Origin of the sequence: Haloterrigena sp. KLK7, from assembly GCF_037914945.1 — an archaeon.
Taxonomy (GTDB): Archaea; Halobacteriota; Halobacteria; order Halobacteriales; family Natrialbaceae; genus Haloterrigena; species Haloterrigena salinisoli.
On sequence record NZ_CP149787.1, the window covers coordinates 2,442,220 to 2,456,757 of the forward strand.

Genomic DNA, 14,538 nt, shown 5'->3' on the forward strand with positions numbered 1-14,538 from the left:
CCATGATATGGGAAGTATTCCGCCAGGAGAAGACCGGCCGATATCACACGCACTGTGGCAACGTCCACGCGCCGGACCGCGAGATGGCCAAGCAGTTCGCCGCCATCCAGCACGGTCGGCGCAAGCCGACCAACAGCCTCTGGGTCGTTCCCAGGGAGGAGATCGGCGAGATCGACTCCGAAGACGTCGCGTTCGGCGGGACGACCGACAAGAGCTACCGGTGGGCGACCGCGTACAACACGACCGGCACGGACGCGAGCGAGGTCGTCGAGTCCGAAGACGAACAGGCGACCGCCGAACGACAGCGGGGTGACGACTGATGGCGGCGAGCCTCGAGAACCCCGACGAACTCGACGAGCGCGAGCGGACGGCCCTCGAGACGCTGCTGAAGCGGCTGGCCGACGACGAGTTCGTGCTGGCCGAACGCTACACCGAGTGGCAGGTCCGCGCGCCGAGCCTCGAGTCCGACCTCGCGCTGGCGAACAACGCCCAGGACGAACTCGGCCACGCCCGCCTGTGGTACGACGTCCTCGGCGACGTCGGCCTCGAGGAGCGGGACCTCGTCTACGAGCGCGATCCCGGCGACTTCCGGCACAGCACGCTGGTCGAACTCCCCTTCGAGGAGGGCGACTGGGCCGACGCCGTCCTCCGGTCGTACCTCTACGACGTCGCCGAGGACCTCCGGCTCGAGGCGCTCGTCGACTCCACCCACCCGAAGATCGCCGACCGCGTCGGGAAGATCCGCAGCGAGGAGGAGTACCACCTCGAGCACGCCCAGAACTGGCTGGAGCGGCTCGCCGACGACGGCGAGGGCCGCGAGCGCCTGCAGGACGCGCTCGACCGGCTGTTCCCGTACGCGTTCACGCTCTTCGAACCCGTCGACCCCGACGTCGAAGACGATATCGTCGACCTCGGGCTTCGCGACGCGACCCTCGAGGAACTCGGTGAGGAGTGGCTGTCGATCGTCGTCCCGTACCTCGAGTCGCTCGACCTCGAGCTGCCGGTGGACGGGCGCGCGGGCGACGATACCGACGAGTTCGAGTTCGAAGTGACCGAGGACATGCTCCCCGAGGAGCGCGGTCGCGACGGGACCCACACCGACGCGTGGTTCGACCTCTACGAGGAGTTCACCCACACCTACCGCGAACTCGGGCGCACCGAGACGACCAGAATCATGGACAAACCAGAGTGATGAGTAGCAATATTCCGGACGACACCGACGCCACGCCCTGTGCGTACACCGACTACGACGAGGGCGAGGCCGTAGACGACCTTCCTGCGACCGGCGCCGACGCGACCGGCCTCGCGGCCGACGTGTGGGACGCCCTCTACGGGATCGAAGACCCCGAGATGCCGATCAGCATCGTCGATCTCGGCCTGATATACGGCGTCGACGTCGACGACGGCGCCGTGACCGTCGACATGACGCTCACCTACTCGGGGTGTCCCGCTCGAGACATGCTCACCGAGGACGTCGAAGCCGCGGTCGCCGCCGTCGACGGCGTCGACGACGTCGAGTTGCGACTCGTCTGGAGTCCGGAGTGGACCGTCGAGATGGTGACCGAACGGGGGGAAGAAGACCTGCGAGAGTTCGGGCTCAGCGTATGAGACGGAACCTCGATCCGAGCGTCACGACCAGCGGGGAGGCGACGGGCGCCGAGTGTCCCTACTGCGAGTCGACGGACACCGTCCGCGAACACCCGAAGGGGCCGTCGCTCTGCCGGTCGATGCACTACTGTAACAGTTGCGAGCAACCGTTCGAGAAGTTCGAGTGATCGGCCTCGAGCCCGCGAGGGCTCGAGACCGGCGACCGAGCGAAGAATTTTGCTACTCGATACCGTGCCCTAGCGCGGGCGACCATGTCAGAGACTATCCAACACACTCGCCGGGAGGAGCTGCGGGAACTGCAGTCCGAACGACTCCGCGAGACCGTCGCGTACGCCTACGAGAACGTCCCCTTTTACCGGGTAGCCCTGGACGAGGCCGGCGTCGCGCCGTCGAATATCGAGCAGATCGACGACGTCCGAATGCTTCCGTTCACGACGAAGGAGGACTTCCGCGACGAGTACCCCGACGGCCTCTTCGCCGTCGACGACGCCGACGTCCGGCGGATCCACGCCTCCTCGGGCACGACGGGCAAACCCAAGATCGTCGCCTACACCGAGGACGACCTCGAGCTGTGGGACGAGGTGATGGCGCGGTCGATGGACGCCGCGGGCCTCGAGCCGGGCGAGACGTTTCAGAACGCCTACGGCTACGGGCTCTTTACCGGCGGGCTCGGCTTCCACGGCGGTGCCGAAGCGTTCGGGGCGACGGTGATCCCCGCGAGCGGCGGGAACACCCAGCGCCAGGTCGAACTCGCGCGCGACCTCGAGAGCGACGCGATCGGCTGTACGCCGTCGTACGCGCTCTACTTCGCCGAGACGGCCGCGGAGATGGGCGTCGATCCGCACGAACTGCCGCTCTCGACGGTGCTCTACGGCGCCGAACCCTGTACGGAACCGATGCGGGCGGAGATCGAAGAGCGTCTCGACGCGACCGGCATCGAGAACTACGGACTCTCCGAACTGATCGGTCCGGGCGTCGCCGTCGAGTGCCGCGAGGCCCAGAACGGGATGCACATCTGGGAGGATCACTTCTATCCCGAGGTCGTCGATCCCCGAACCGGCGAGGTCCTCCCGGAGGGCGAGGAGGGCGAACTCGTGCTCACGTCGCTCACGAAGGGGGCCCTGCCCGTGCTCCGCTACCGAACCGGCGACCTCACCACGCTCACGACCGACGAGTGCGAGTGCGGTCGCACGATGGTCCGAATGGACGGCGTCACCGGCCGCGCCGACGACCTCATCATCGTCCGCGGCGTCAACCTCTACCCGAGCCAGATCGAAGCCGTCGTCCTCGAGTTCGAGGCGGTCGCGCCCTACTACCGCATCGATCTCGATCGCGAGGACACGCTCGACACCCTCGAGCTCACGATCGAACTGGCCGACGACTTCGACGGCGACCGGGACCGACTCCGAGGCGAGATCCTCGAGCGACTACAGAACGCGCTGTCGTTCACGCCCGACGAACTCGAACTGGTCGAGTACGGGACCCTCGAGCGAACGGAGGTCGGGAAGGTCAAACGCGTCTACGATCACCGCTGAACCGGATCGCGGTCCCCCGAGTGACGTCGAACGCGTCCCGCCGGACGGCACCGACTCCCACTTTTAATACGGTTCGCGAGACAGTGTCGTGCATGGACATCGAAGCCTTCTTCGAGGGCATGCCGTTCGCCTCCCTGCTCGGGATCGACGTCACCGAATGCGAGGACGGGCACGCCGAGGGCCGCCTCGAGATGAGCGAGGACCTCTCGTGGAACGAGGACCGGCTGATGGCCCACGGCGGCGTCACGTTCACGCTCGCGGACACCGTCGGCGGCGCGGCGCTGGTCTCGCTGGTCGAGCAACCCGTTCCGACGATCGACATGCGGATCGACTATCTCAACGCCGGCACCGGCGACCTCTACGCGGAGGCCGACGTCGTGCGCTGCGGGAGCGACGTCGGCGTCGTCGACGTGGACGTCTACGCCGAAGACGACGGGGAGTCTCCCGGCGACGGCGACGCCGACGGTACGCACATCGCCGACGCGCGCGGGGTCTACAAGACCGGCTGATCGCTGCGCGTTCCCTCCGCGTTCCGTTTCGTCCCGTCCGGCTATCGACCCGGCCGTCCGCTCTACTCGAGTTGCGGAGCGACGTCCTCACCGAGCCGATGGATACAGTCGATCATCTCGTCGGTGCCGACGCCGGGATGGTACGTCCGGAAGACGAAGTGGACGTCGTCGCCGAGCGCCTCGCGATACCGCTCGAGTTCGTCGACGACCTGCTCCGGCGTCCCGAAGATCGCCTGCTCTTTCAGCTCCCGCTTGCGCTCGGGCTCGAGTTCGTCGACGGACTCGCCGGAGAAGATCTCCTGGTACCGTCGCTGGATGTAGAAGTAGCCGTCTCGCATCGTCTCCCAGGCGTCCTCGCGGGAGTCGCCGACCCAGCCGTGCTGGAGGACGTAGATCGTGAAGTCGCCCTCGAGGCCCTCCTCCTCGCGGACCTGCCTGATATCCTCGACGCGCTTGCGAACGCCCTCGACCGAGAGCGCGGAGGGAGCACACCACGCGTCGCCGATTCGAGCCGCCCGCCGAACGGCCGGCTTCGCGCCGCCGCCGAGCATGATCGGGACCGTTCCGTCGACGGGCTTCGGCGTGATCGAGACGTCCGTCGGCACGTCGTGGAACGCGGAGTCGTAGCCGAGGTCGCCCCCGCTCCAGGCGCCCCGGAGGAACGGCACGAGGTCTGCGAGCCGCTCTGCCCGCTCGTCCTGTGGGACGCCGAAGACGTCGAACTCCCGCGGGTTCGAGCCGATCGCGAGCCCCAGCGTCAGTCGGCCGTCGGCGAGCAGATCGACGGTGGCGGCGTCCTCCGCGAGCCTGATCGGGTCGTACAGCGGTCCGAGTGCGACGCAGCTGCCGATCTCGAGGTCGTTCGTCTCGGCGGCCATTGCCCCGAGCGCGGGCATCGTCGCCGAGAGGTAGCCGTCCTCGGCGAAGTGGTGTTCCGAGACCCACGCGCTGTCGAGCCCCGCGGCCTCGATCTCGCGGGTCAACGCGAGTACCTCGTCGTACAGATCGCTCGCCTCGCGGTCGTCGTCCGGCCGCTGCTGGGCGGTGAACAGGCCCGTCCCGAGTTTCATACGCTCGATATCACGCGGAATCGGCTTAATTCTTGGCGAGTCGGCTATTCGTCGGGCTCGAGCGTAGTGTAGCGTTCTCCGGAGTCATCGAGGACACTACGAAAGCCCCTGGCCCCTTTCATTCCCGCCCGTACCGGCTGGTCGAGCAAGCCACCGCGGGTGGGAGTGAAAGGGGGCTGGAACCGTCCGGTCGATGGACTCGTTGCCGTTGTGCGCGCTCCCTCGGTCGCGTGCGTACGTCGTCCGCCTTCCCGGACGGTTCCAGGGCCTTTCGCGGTGTTCGTGACGAGTTCACCGGCGTTCGAGGTGTCTCGAACCGGGCGGCTAGTGGTCGATGACGGTGATCTCCTCGACCGGCCACTGGCTCAGAATTTCGACGCCGTTTTCGCGGACGACGACCATCTCCTCGACGCGAACGCCCTGCCGACCGGCCGGCTCCTGGGTCTCGACGGCCATCGTCATCCCCTCCTCGATCTCGATGGGGTGATCGGGCGAGAGGCCGCGCCAGATCAGCGGCACCTCGTACAGCTGCAGTCCGAGTCCGTGGGCCCAGTGGTTCGTGGTCAGCTGCCAGTGTTCGTCGGCGTCGTAGTAGTCGGCGTGTTCGCCCTCCATGTCCGGGAACCCCTCGGCGATCTCGTCGGTCGTCGCGCCGGGTTCGATGCGCTCGAGCACGTCGTAGAGGTTGTCTCGAGCCGTCTCGTACGCCTCTCGCTGCTCGTCGGTCGGCTCGCCCACCGAGAAGGTGCGGTAATAACACGACCGGTAGCCGAGGTAGCCGATATTATAGAAATCGGCGTAGACGAGGTCGCCGGGGCGGATCGTCCGGTCGGTGGTGTTGGCCTGGTGTTTCGGCCACGTGTTGGGGCCGGAGGTGAGGTAGCCGCCGCCGACGAACGCGCCGTGGCGCCACAGTTCCTCGACCGCCTCTCCCCAGACCTCGTTCTCGCGCTTGCCCGGTTTCGCCGCGTCCGTGATCCGCTGGAAGCCGGCCTCGCAGATCGACGCGACCTGACGCAGGCACTCGATCTCGTCGTCGGTCTTGACCTTGCGGGCGTCCTCCATCACCGACTGCGCCGTTCCCGGATCGATCTCGAGGCCCTGGTCCTCGAGCGCGGCGAGCAGCCCCCGGTTGCCGACGTCGACGCCGAGCGTCTCGTCGGCGACGCCGTACTCGTCCATGGCCTCGTGGACCGTTTCGGCCATCTTCGAGAGCAGGAACTGCCGTGCCGACGGGCTGCCGGAGGCCCGCGGAACGTTCCCGAGGCCGGGACAGGCGTAGCGGATGTCGTGCAGCCAGGGACAGTTGAACCGCTGGTTGCTCGCGTGGTCGGCGGTGTCCCAGTGGACGACGTCGCCGTTCTCGGTCAGCAGCGTGTAGTGGTCCGCGCCGCTGCCGCCGGTCATCGCCAGTCCGGTGACGTACCGGATGTTCGGATCCGAAACGAGCAGCACCGCGCCGAGATCCGTCTCCCGAAGGCGCTCGAGGGCTCGCTCTTTGCGCTCTTCCCGAAGTCGCTGCGTGTCGATCCGTCGCTCCCAGTCGACGGCCTGCGTACCGCGGGTGCCTTCCATGAAGTCCCGCTCGTAGAACGTCATGTCGTGGCGTATCACAGGGATTCACTAAATCGTACCGCTGGCGGTGATCGGCGAGGGACACCCGTCTATAAGGTCGTCGACGTACTGTGTTCCCACATGCCAATACCCGGCTACGATCCGGAAGATATCGACGAGATGCTCGAGTCGCGCCTCGGAGACGACGAGATCGAGAGCAAGCTGACCGAATCGGAACTCGAGCGCTACCGAGCCGGCGACGAGAACCTGATGGACCTCCTCGACGAGGAGGAAATCGAGCGGGTCCGCGAGCGCGGGGAGGGCTCGGACTGAGTCGAACCGCCGAATACGGCGGGTCAGACCGGGTCGAGGCCCGCTTCCTCGCGCAAGACGTTGATGTACTTTCGGAACCCCGACTCGAGGTCGTACTGGACCTCGTACCCGAGGTCCTCCTGTGCCGTCGTCATGTCGAGGTTCTGCGTCCAGGGGAGTTCGCCGTCGTCCGAGACGTCGACGTCGGCGTCGGGCAGGATCGATTCGACGGTCTCGGCGGCTTCGCGGACCGTCGCGAGCACGCCGCGGACGTTGTACACTCGCTGCGACAGGTCGTCTTCGGGCGTGAACGCCGCCTTCCGGAACGCCTGGGCGATGTCCTCGACGTGCTGCCAGTCGATCGCTTGGTCGCCGTACTCGACGCTGTAGGACTCTCCGAGGGCGGGTTTCTCGATGATGTTCGCGAGGAACGCCGACCCCCCCGTTTCGCGGTAGGGACCGTAGGCGACGGTCGGGCGGAGCGCGACGTGGTCGAGACCGTAGTCCTCGTGATAGACCCGGGCCTGATGTTCGTTGTACTCCTTGGTCGCGCCGTAGAGCGTGTCCGGATAGACGAGTTCGTCCTCGTCGACCCACTCCGCGTCGTAGTTGCCCGGTGGGGCGTAGACCGCCGCCGAGGACGCCCACGCGACGCGCTCGATCTGATCGTCCAGCGTGCACGCCGCCTCGAAGACGTTGTTCGTCCCCATGACGTTCACGTCGGCCGCCGCGCGGGGGTTCTCGCGCGCCGTCGTCGTCAGCAGCGCCGCGAGGTGGACGATGTGGGTCGCCCCGGTCTCCTTGACCGCGCGGATCACGTCGGTCGACTCGGAGACGTCGCCGCGCCGAACCTCGACGTCGTCGGCGACGCCGAGTTGCTCGAGGATCTCCGTGTCCGTCGAGAGGTCGTACGCGACGACGTCGTGTCCGTGTTCGAGCAGGTCCTGTACCACGTAGGAACCGATGAAGCCGGTTCCGCCGGTTACCAGTACGGTAGCGTCGTCTGTCATGTGTGGATAGTGTGTCGCTGGGTCACGTATAGGTTGGTGATCGTTCTCAGCCGCCCGCGGATCCCGTCGTCGCGCATCGCTCGTCACTCGTGGAGCCCGCCGACCGATTCGTAGAACGAGGAGGCCAACGTGGCGGCCATGTCCTCCTCGCGGTCGATTCGCACGTCGATGACGTGGGGGACGTCCGCCGCCTTACCGTCCTCGAGCGCCGCGGCGAACGCCTCGGGATCGGTCGCGCGCGTCCCGACGGCGCCGAAGGCTTCGGCGGCTTTCACGAAGTCCGTGTCGTGGAACTCGACGCCGGCGATGTCGCCGTCCTCGCCCTGCATCTGTCGGACCATCCCGAGGCTGGTGTCGTTGAGGACGACGAACGTGGGCGCGACGCCGTATTCGACGGCGGTCTCGACGCTGTTCATCGTCATCGAGAACCCGCCGTCGCCGGCGACCGCGACGACGTCCTTCCCGGTGGTCAGGGCCGCGGACACCGCGGCCGGGTTCGCCCAACCCATTCCGCCGACGCCGCCGCTGCCGAAGTAGGTGCGGACGGCCGGGGTCTGCAGGTAGTACAGCAGCCAGAACCGGTTGTTCCCGGAGTCGGCGGTGACGACGGTGTCCTCGTCGACGACCGCTTCGATCTCCGCGACGGCGCGCTGGGGCTTGATCGGGCTCGAGTCGTCCTCGCACTCGGGCGCGGCGAACCACTCTCTCGCCTCGGCCGCCCGCTCTATCGCCCAGTCGTTCGACGCCTCGCCGGCGTCCGCGAGCGCGGCGAGGCTCTCCTTCGCGTCGCCGACGAGACCCACGTCGGCGGGGTAGACCCAGCCGGCGTTGCGGGTATCGACGTCCGCGTGGACGATCGTCTGCTCGTCGGGACGGATGAACTCGGGGGCCTGCCAGTTCGTGTCCATCGGGTTCAGCCGGCAGCCGACGACGAGCAACGTATCGGCCTCGCTGACGACCCGATTCGCGCCCTCGTGTCCGAACGACCCCATGACGCCGGCGGCGCGGTCGTCGGTCTCGGGATAGGTCGATTTGCCGAGATAGGAGGTAACGACGACGCAGTCGTACGCCTCGGCGACCGCCGCGAGTTCGTCGTAGGCCTGCGCGGCGTGGACGCCGTTGCCCGCGACGATCACCGGGCGTTCGGCGGCCTCGAGCGCCTCCGCGGCCGCCGCGACGTCGCTCGCGGTCGGCGCGGCGTCCCAGGTCCGCGTCTGCTCGGACGCGTCCCACGCGGGCGGCGTCGGATCGTCGGGCACGTCGTCGGTGATCGCGTCGCCGTCCAGGATGACCGCGGTCGGACCGGGACGACCGGCGACGGCGTGTTTGAACGCCAGCTGCGTCGAGCGCAGCGTTTCGACCGGCGTGCGCGGAAACCACCACTCCTTGGAGACCCCGTCGAGGATCGAGGGGAGGCTGAACCCGCCGTAATCCCCGCGGGCTTGCTGGTACGGCGCCAGCGTCGAGTACTCGCCGCGTTCGGAGGCCTCGGTGAGCACGACCATCGGCGACGACGACAGCCGCGCCTCCATCTGACCGATCATCCCGAGACTGCCGATCCACGGTCCCTGTCCGGCGAGAACGCCCGGCCGCCCCGTGAGCCGGCCGTAGGTCTCCGCCATGACGCTCGCCTCGCGCTCGTCTCGCGGTCTGACGAGGTCCACCGCCGATTCGGGGAGGTGCTCGAGCAGTTCGATGACTCGGCCACCCGGATAGCCGAAGACGTACTCGACGTCGAGGTCCTCGAGCGTCTCGACGAGTGCGGACGCGGTCGTCGTCATTCGTCGGCGTCCACGTGCACGGTCTCTTCGACGACCATTCGCGGCCCCGCGCCGGGGTCGGTGAACTCCGCGGCGTCGTCCATGACCTCCCGACCGACGTCCGACTCGAACGCCTCGTTCATGGCCCGTCCGTCCTCGAACGCGAGCTCGAGGACGCCGTCGTACTCCGCGTCGTCGGGGTTCGTCGGTACCGACGTGCTGTACCGTTCCAATCCGGGGAGTTCGCGGGCCATCTCGGCGTGGTCGCCCTGCCACCGTTCGACGAACTCGTCGTGGCTGTACTCGACGTCCCGGACGAGAAACTCGACCAATGTTATCATGCATCCACACTGTTGCCACCCGGCGACTTTGTTCTATCGGTGCGGTATGTTCCCTTCGATCACGGTGACTGTCAACACGAACCGAAAAACTATGTGCGTCGACCGCGGTCTCCATTGTATGCCCGAGATGCCAGCGATGCGCGTCGATCACGTCGGGATCGCCGTCGAATCGATCGGCGACGCCGAAGAACTGTTGTTCGTCCTCGGTTGCGAGAAGATCCACGAGGAGGCGAGCGAGTACGGTGCGTTCACATGGGCGACGTACGTCCTCGGCGACGCCTCCCGGCTCGAACTCATCGCTCCCGAGGACGGTTCGGAATCGTTCCTGACCGACTTCCTCGAGCGACGCGGCCCCGGCCTCCACCACGTCACGCTCGAGGTCGCCGACCTGGAGCGCGCAGCCGACGTCCTCGACGCACGCGGCGTTCCGGTCGCCGATTACGCCGAATTCGAACACTGGGGCGAAGCGTTCGTGGCGCCGTCGAACCCGACGGGCGCGTTGCTCCAGCTCATGGAGTACTACGACGGGTACGCGGAGACCCGCGAGGCGGGTCGGCGGCTGTTCGTCCGCGGCGAGCCTCTCTGACACCGCTGCGTCGGACGGTCGGCGTCGGGGTTTTCGGACCACGACGGCGTGCGGGGCGGTCACAGCCCTCTCCATTTATTGTACTGTGCGGAAAACACAGTCGTGATGTACAAACACGTCGCGTTACTGGTCCGTAAGGACGGGATGTCCCACGAGGAGTTCGTCGACTACTGGCAGGAGAATCACACGCCGATCGCCCGCGAGATCGAGGGCGTCGTGCGCTATCAGCAGGTGTTGCCGACTGAACCGGACCACGCCGAGTTCGACGGCCTGGCGGAACTGTACTTCGAGGACCTCGAGGCGCTCCACGACGCGCTCGGCAGCGAGGGCTCGCGCGACTACGACCCCGAGAAAGGGAAGGCGAAGGAGGCTCGCGAGGACGTCGACAACTTCCTCGCGATCGAGGAGCGACCGCGGTTCATCGGCGAGGAGATCGTCCAGAAGGACGAGATCGACGGCGACAGCGTGGAGCGTAGCTCCACGAGCAACCGGACGAAGTCCGGTGACACCGACGGTCTGTACAAACACTCCGCGTTCCTGGTCCGCCAAGACGGGATGAGCCACGAGGAGTTCGTCGACTACTGGCAGGAGAATCACACGCCGATCGCCCGCGAGATCGAGGGCGTCGTGAAGTACAACACGGTCCTCCCGACCGATCCCGAGAACGCCGAGTTCGACGGCGTCGCCGAACTCTACTTCGAAGACCTCGAGAAACTGTACGACGCGCTCGGCAGCGAGGGCTCGCGCGACTACGACCCCGAGAAAGGGAAGGCGAAGGAGGCCCGCGAGGACGTCGACAACTTCCTCGCGATCGACGAGCGGCCCCGGTTCATCGGCCGCGAGCGCCTCGTCAAGGCTGCGGAGTGATCGCATGTCTACCACCGACCGCGACTTCGAGAGTCAGGTCCGCGACGCGTTTCCCGAACTCGAGCACATCGACGACGCCGACCTGCGGGACCGCGTCGTCGAGGCGTGGGTCCTCGGGTTAGAGCGCGGCGGCTGGCGGCGGATCGAAGACATCCCGTACGCCTGGAACATCCACGACGTCACGAACGTCGAACACGTTCGCGGCGTCGCGCGCATCGCGCTCGAGACCGCCCGCGAACAGCGGGAGTTCCACGGCGCCGATCCCGACATCGACGTGATCGTCGCCGCGTGTCTCCTCCACGACGTCGGCAAGTGCTACGAGTATCCCGACTTCGTGGACGACGACCTGCTCGCCGATCCCGATCCGCGATACGTCAGCGAGGAGATCCCCCACTCCATCTCGGGGTACGCCCTCGCCCACGAGGTCGGCTGTCCGCTCGCCGTGCAACGCGCGATCCCGCACTTCCTCGGCGAGGTCCCCACGCGCACGCTCGAGGCCGAACTCGTCAAGAGCGCGAACTCCGCGTCGTCGAACGCCATCACGCAGGCGACGATGGGAATCACGCTCCAGGAGTGGGTCGAGGAGTACTCCCAGACCTCGTAGTCGTTCGACCGTCGCCGGCGCGGGTTCGCCGGTCTCTCGGTTCGATCCGGCGAACCCGCGTTCGAACTCCGCGAACGAAACCGAGAGGCGTTCGAACAGCGGGAACAACTTTTTGCCAATCCGTCACGATTGTGAACGCATGGCAAGCGAATCACAACACAGGTCGGTCGAAACCGTCGAGACGGCCTTCGACATCGTCGACGTGCTCAAACGCAACGACGGTGCCGGGATCACCGACATCGCCGACGAACTCGCCCTCGCGAAGAGTACGGTTCACCGACACGTGAAAACGCTCGAGTCGCGGGGGCTGCTCGTCCGGGAGGGCGACGTCTACCGCATCAGTACGTGGTTCCTCGACTACGGCATTCACGTGCGCAACCGCCACCGGTTGTACGACGTCGTCAGGCCCAAAGTCGACGAACTCGCCGCGGAGACCAACGAGAAGGTCTGGTGCGTGATCGAAGAGCACGGGATGGGCGTCCACATCTACGGCGCCGAAGGACGACACTCCGTCAAGACCCACGCGCGGATCGGACAGCGGACGTATCTCCACCAGTTCGCCGCCGGTAAAGCCATCCTCGCGAACCTGCCCGACGACCGCATCGAGTCGATCCTCGAGGACTACGGCCTCGCCGCACAGACCGACCAGACGATCACCGAGCGCGACGCGCTCTACGACCAGCTCGCGACGATCCGCGACAGGGGATACGCGTTCAATCGCGAGGAGTCGGTCATCGGCGTCCACGCCGTCGGCGCCCCCATCAGAAACGAGTCGGGAACGGCCATCGGCGCGATCAGCGTCGCCGGCCCCGCGAACCGACTCCGCGGTGACCTGATGACCGAGGAACTCCCCAACCTCCTGCTCGGGGCGACCAACGAAGTGGAGATCAACCTCGCTCACTCGTAGCGTTCCCACCGTCGCGCCTGCTCGTAGCAGCGCTTACTCTCACCTGCTCGTCACTGAACTCGTTTCTGCCTCCTCTCACCGAACACACCGACTCGTCTCACCGACGAACTCGTGCTCTCCGCCGGTTCGTCGCCGAGTGACCGCCACCGAGTTCGAATCTTTCGAACGGTATTCGGCGCGCATCACTCTGGAGAACCGATTCCCTTGATATCCGGCGTCTCGAGCGCTCGTTCCGGGATTCCGTTGTTCGTCCCTCGGGCCAATCCGGTCTGTACTTACAGCGGTGCCGATGTAATATATCGGTGTAAGAGGCAATTGATTACAAGGGTACTACTGTAATTCAGTTGGCCGCGTTCGTGACGACGGTCGTTTCCGTAATTCGAACGGGGGAGGGGAGGAGAAGTCGGTTCCCCGAGACCCGAGCGACTCGCTCGACGGACACTGATCGACGGGCGGCAATCCGACTGGGGGCGACCAGACCGCGCGGATCGACGGTTGCGGACGGCTGACGGACTACAGATCGAGGAACGCTTCTGCGTTCTCCCAGAGGATTTTCCGCTGGGTTTCCTCGTCGAAATCGAGGGCGGCGAACTGCTCGAGCCACGGTTGCGGTTCGAGCATCGGGTAGTCGGTCCCGAACATCACCTTGTCCGCGAGGAGGGACTTGGCGTACTGCAGCACCTGTTCGTCGATGTATCTCGGCATCCACCCCGAGAGATCCATGTAGACGTTGCCCTTCTGCTGGCAAATCGCGAGCTGTTCTTTCTCCCAGGGGTAGGCGGGATGTGCGATGAGAATCCGGAGGTCCGGGTGGTCGGCCGCCACGTCGTCGATCAACATCGGGTTGCCGTACTTGATCTTCAGGCCGCGACCGCCCGGTGAACACGCGCCGAGAGTAGAGTTGCCTCCGTGAAAGACGACTGGAACCCCGAGGTCCTCGATGGTGTCCCACAACTCCTCGTACTCGGGATCGGACGGGTCGAACCCCTGGGCGATCTGCTGGAACTTGAATCCGGAGAGATCCAGATCCTCGACGCAGCGGATCGCCTCCTCGACGCAATCGTCTTTGAGCGGATCGACGGAGCCGAACCCGATGAAGAAGTCGGAATACTCGTCACGGACCTCGGCGACGTAGTCGTTCGGCACGGGCGGATTGCCCGTGTTCGTTTCCGCGTCCCAGCCGAGCAACACGGCTCGGCCGACCCCGGCCTCCCGATACTCCGCGATCATGTTTTCGTACGTGTCCGGCTCGAGGTCGGCACCGAACCGATCGGCCGCGTCTCTCATCATCTGTCCGCCCGCGTCGTGGAGGAACTCGCTCGTCGGCTGGTGAGCGTGCGTGTCGATCGCGCGCGACTCCTCGAGTACCGTGGGAGAACCCATACCACGACCGACGTGAGGACGGCATATGTATTTTCCCACGAAAGACGAACGCGCTCGAACATCGGTACCGGCAGTCGACGATCTACTCGACAACGATGATTATCGGATAAAATATAGATATTTAGTCCAAACATCTCGATTATATGTTTGGGAGAACCCATCCAGTAATTCATATAGCGACGCTAGAGGGACCATATACTGCTTTTAGACGGCTTATCTCTTCTGACGGATGTTAGATGTGATAATGTCGCCGGTCATCTCTATCTGACGATTTCGAGATCATTGGACCCTATATACCGTGTCCCCCATACCTACGGCACAGTAGACAATATATCTATATATTTGTAGAATGTCATAGAAGACTATCTGGTAGTAACCGCGGACAGTATGCTGTTGGAGAACCATATCGAAGGGGACCGACCGCTAATCGTTCAATTCACTTATATATCTCCGGACACGTGGCGGGGGTCGGTGATTCCGATATCGAGTGCG

Annotated in this window: 17 protein-coding genes; 11 read left to right on the top strand and 6 right to left on the bottom strand. The window is 65.7% G+C overall.

Going from position 1 to position 14,538, the window contains the following annotated elements; translation table 11 throughout:
• Positions 1 to 2: 2 nt before the first annotated feature.
• The 6 genes from paaB to WD430_RS12010 all read left to right on the top strand — a co-directional run bounded on the left by paaB (position 3) and on the right by WD430_RS12010 (position 3,652).
• Complete coding sequence (gene paaB, locus WD430_RS11985) at positions 3 to 320, top strand: 1,2-phenylacetyl-CoA epoxidase subunit PaaB (protein ID WP_339102679.1); 318 nt, start codon at positions 3 to 5, stop codon at positions 318 to 320.
• On the top strand, positions 320 to 1,192 hold the full coding sequence (gene paaC / locus WD430_RS11990; protein ID WP_339102680.1) for a 1,2-phenylacetyl-CoA epoxidase subunit PaaC: 873 nt from the start codon (positions 320 to 322) through the stop codon (positions 1,190 to 1,192). The genes paaB and paaC overlap by 1 nt, the downstream gene beginning before the upstream one ends.
• Positions 1,192 to 1,608: a 1,2-phenylacetyl-CoA epoxidase subunit PaaD gene (paaD, locus tag WD430_RS11995; protein ID WP_339102681.1), complete on the top strand. Its 417-nt coding sequence runs from the start codon at positions 1,192 to 1,194 to the stop codon at positions 1,606 to 1,608. Before paaC ends, paaD begins: the two co-directional genes overlap by 1 nt.
• Complete coding sequence (gene paaE / locus WD430_RS12000; RefSeq protein ID WP_339102682.1) at positions 1,605 to 1,775, top strand: 1,2-phenylacetyl-CoA epoxidase subunit PaaE; 171 nt, start codon at positions 1,605 to 1,607, stop codon at positions 1,773 to 1,775. Before paaD ends, paaE begins: the two co-directional genes overlap by 4 nt.
• A gap of 84 nt (positions 1,776 to 1,859) precedes the next feature.
• Entirely contained in the window at positions 1,860 to 3,143 is a 1,284-nt protein-coding gene (paaK, locus tag WD430_RS12005) for a phenylacetate--CoA ligase PaaK (protein ID WP_339102683.1), read from the top strand.
• Between the two features lie 92 nt (positions 3,144 to 3,235).
• Positions 3,236 to 3,652: a PaaI family thioesterase gene (locus WD430_RS12010; RefSeq protein WP_339102684.1), complete on the top strand. Its 417-nt coding sequence runs from the start codon at positions 3,236 to 3,238 to the stop codon at positions 3,650 to 3,652.
• A 62-nt stretch (positions 3,653 to 3,714) separates the two neighbouring features.
• On the opposite strand, the gene WD430_RS12015 is transcribed toward WD430_RS12010, so the two are convergent.
• Positions 3,715 to 4,722 carry an LLM class flavin-dependent oxidoreductase gene (locus tag WD430_RS12015; RefSeq protein ID WP_339102685.1) on the bottom strand — a complete coding sequence of 336 codons (1,008 nt, stop codon included), beginning with the start codon at positions 4,720 to 4,722 and terminating at the stop codon, positions 3,715 to 3,717.
• A gap of 324 nt (positions 4,723 to 5,046) precedes the next feature.
• Positions 5,047 to 6,321: a M24 family metallopeptidase gene (locus WD430_RS12020; RefSeq protein ID WP_339102686.1), complete on the bottom strand. Its 1,275-nt coding sequence runs from the start codon at positions 6,319 to 6,321 to the stop codon at positions 5,047 to 5,049.
• Between the two features lie 96 nt (positions 6,322 to 6,417).
• On the opposite strand from WD430_RS12020, the gene WD430_RS12025 reads away from it, so the two are divergent.
• Positions 6,418 to 6,609 (top strand): hypothetical protein, encoded by a 192-nt coding sequence (locus tag WD430_RS12025; protein WP_339102687.1) that lies wholly within the window; start codon positions 6,418 to 6,420, stop codon positions 6,607 to 6,609.
• A 23-nt stretch (positions 6,610 to 6,632) separates the two neighbouring features.
• Here the strand turns inward: WD430_RS12025 and WD430_RS12030 are convergent, their stop codons facing one another.
• The 3 genes from WD430_RS12030 to WD430_RS12040 all read right to left on the bottom strand — a co-directional run bounded on the left by WD430_RS12030 (position 6,633) and on the right by WD430_RS12040 (position 9,699).
• Positions 6,633 to 7,598, bottom strand: coding sequence for an NAD(P)-dependent oxidoreductase (locus WD430_RS12030; RefSeq protein WP_339102688.1), 966 nt, complete (start codon positions 7,596 to 7,598; stop codon positions 6,633 to 6,635).
• An 83-nt stretch (positions 7,599 to 7,681) separates the two neighbouring features.
• Positions 7,682 to 9,379, bottom strand: a complete 1,698-nt coding sequence (locus tag WD430_RS12035; RefSeq protein ID WP_339102689.1) for a thiamine pyrophosphate-binding protein — start codon at positions 9,377 to 9,379, stop codon at positions 7,682 to 7,684.
• Positions 9,376 to 9,699: an EthD family reductase gene (locus WD430_RS12040; protein ID WP_339102690.1), complete on the bottom strand. Its 324-nt coding sequence runs from the start codon at positions 9,697 to 9,699 to the stop codon at positions 9,376 to 9,378. Before WD430_RS12040 ends, WD430_RS12035 begins: the two co-directional genes overlap by 4 nt.
• A gap of 118 nt (positions 9,700 to 9,817) precedes the next feature.
• Here WD430_RS12040 and WD430_RS12045 point away from each other — a divergent pair, with 118 nt between their 5' ends.
• The 4 genes from WD430_RS12045 (at position 9,818) to WD430_RS12060 (ending at position 12,663) form a co-directional block, all read left to right on the top strand.
• Positions 9,818 to 10,285, top strand: a complete 468-nt coding sequence (locus tag WD430_RS12045; protein ID WP_339102691.1) for a VOC family protein — start codon at positions 9,818 to 9,820, stop codon at positions 10,283 to 10,285.
• 105 nt (positions 10,286 to 10,390) lie between these two features.
• Entirely contained in the window at positions 10,391 to 11,152 is a 762-nt protein-coding gene (locus WD430_RS12050) for an EthD domain-containing protein (protein ID WP_339102692.1), read from the top strand.
• A gap of 4 nt (positions 11,153 to 11,156) precedes the next feature.
• Positions 11,157 to 11,756 (top strand): HD domain-containing protein, encoded by a 600-nt coding sequence (locus WD430_RS12055; protein WP_339102693.1) that lies wholly within the window; start codon positions 11,157 to 11,159, stop codon positions 11,754 to 11,756.
• A 139-nt stretch (positions 11,757 to 11,895) separates the two neighbouring features.
• Positions 11,896 to 12,663, top strand: coding sequence for an IclR family transcriptional regulator (locus WD430_RS12060; RefSeq protein WP_339102694.1), 768 nt, complete (start codon positions 11,896 to 11,898; stop codon positions 12,661 to 12,663).
• Positions 12,664 to 13,176: 513 nt separating this feature from the next.
• Here WD430_RS12060 and WD430_RS12065 read toward each other — a convergent pair.
• Positions 13,177 to 14,046 (bottom strand): amidohydrolase family protein, encoded by an 870-nt coding sequence (locus WD430_RS12065; RefSeq protein WP_339102695.1) that lies wholly within the window; start codon positions 14,044 to 14,046, stop codon positions 13,177 to 13,179.
• Positions 14,047 to 14,538: the final 492 nt, after the last annotated feature.

What these genes read in the sequence shown, in the direction of transcription:
- WD430_RS12015 (WP_339102685.1), bottom strand. Translation starts at nt 4,722, where the DNA reads ATGAAACTCGGGACGGGCCTGTTCACCGCCCAGCAGCGGCCGGACGAC.
- WD430_RS12040 (WP_339102690.1), bottom strand. Translation starts at nt 9,699, where the DNA reads ATGATAACATTGGTCGAGTTTCTCGTCCGGGACGTCGAGTACAGCCAC.
- paaK (WP_339102683.1), top strand. Translation starts at nt 1,860, where the DNA reads ATGTCAGAGACTATCCAACACACTCGCCGGGAGGAGCTGCGGGAACTG.
- WD430_RS12020 (WP_339102686.1), bottom strand. Translation starts at nt 6,321, where the DNA reads ATGACGTTCTACGAGCGGGACTTCATGGAAGGCACCCGCGGTACGCAG.
- paaE (WP_339102682.1), top strand. Translation starts at nt 1,605, where the DNA reads ATGAGACGGAACCTCGATCCGAGCGTCACGACCAGCGGGGAGGCGACG.
- paaC (WP_339102680.1), top strand. Translation starts at nt 320, where the DNA reads ATGGCGGCGAGCCTCGAGAACCCCGACGAACTCGACGAGCGCGAGCGG.
- WD430_RS12045 (WP_339102691.1), top strand. Translation starts at nt 9,818, where the DNA reads ATGCCCGAGATGCCAGCGATGCGCGTCGATCACGTCGGGATCGCCGTC.
- WD430_RS12035 (WP_339102689.1), bottom strand. Translation starts at nt 9,379, where the DNA reads ATGACGACGACCGCGTCCGCACTCGTCGAGACGCTCGAGGACCTCGAC.
- WD430_RS12050 (WP_339102692.1), top strand. Translation starts at nt 10,391, where the DNA reads ATGTACAAACACGTCGCGTTACTGGTCCGTAAGGACGGGATGTCCCAC.
- WD430_RS12060 (WP_339102694.1), top strand. Translation starts at nt 11,896, where the DNA reads ATGGCAAGCGAATCACAACACAGGTCGGTCGAAACCGTCGAGACGGCC.
- paaB (WP_339102679.1), top strand. Translation starts at nt 3, where the DNA reads ATGATATGGGAAGTATTCCGCCAGGAGAAGACCGGCCGATATCACACG.
- WD430_RS12010 (WP_339102684.1), top strand. Translation starts at nt 3,236, where the DNA reads ATGGACATCGAAGCCTTCTTCGAGGGCATGCCGTTCGCCTCCCTGCTC.
- WD430_RS12055 (WP_339102693.1), top strand. Translation starts at nt 11,157, where the DNA reads ATGTCTACCACCGACCGCGACTTCGAGAGTCAGGTCCGCGACGCGTTT.
- WD430_RS12030 (WP_339102688.1), bottom strand. Translation starts at nt 7,598, where the DNA reads ATGACAGACGACGCTACCGTACTGGTAACCGGCGGAACCGGCTTCATC.
- WD430_RS12025 (WP_339102687.1), top strand. Translation starts at nt 6,418, where the DNA reads ATGCCAATACCCGGCTACGATCCGGAAGATATCGACGAGATGCTCGAG.
- paaD (WP_339102681.1), top strand. Translation starts at nt 1,192, where the DNA reads ATGAGTAGCAATATTCCGGACGACACCGACGCCACGCCCTGTGCGTAC.
- WD430_RS12065 (WP_339102695.1), bottom strand. Translation starts at nt 14,046, where the DNA reads ATGGGTTCTCCCACGGTACTCGAGGAGTCGCGCGCGATCGACACGCAC.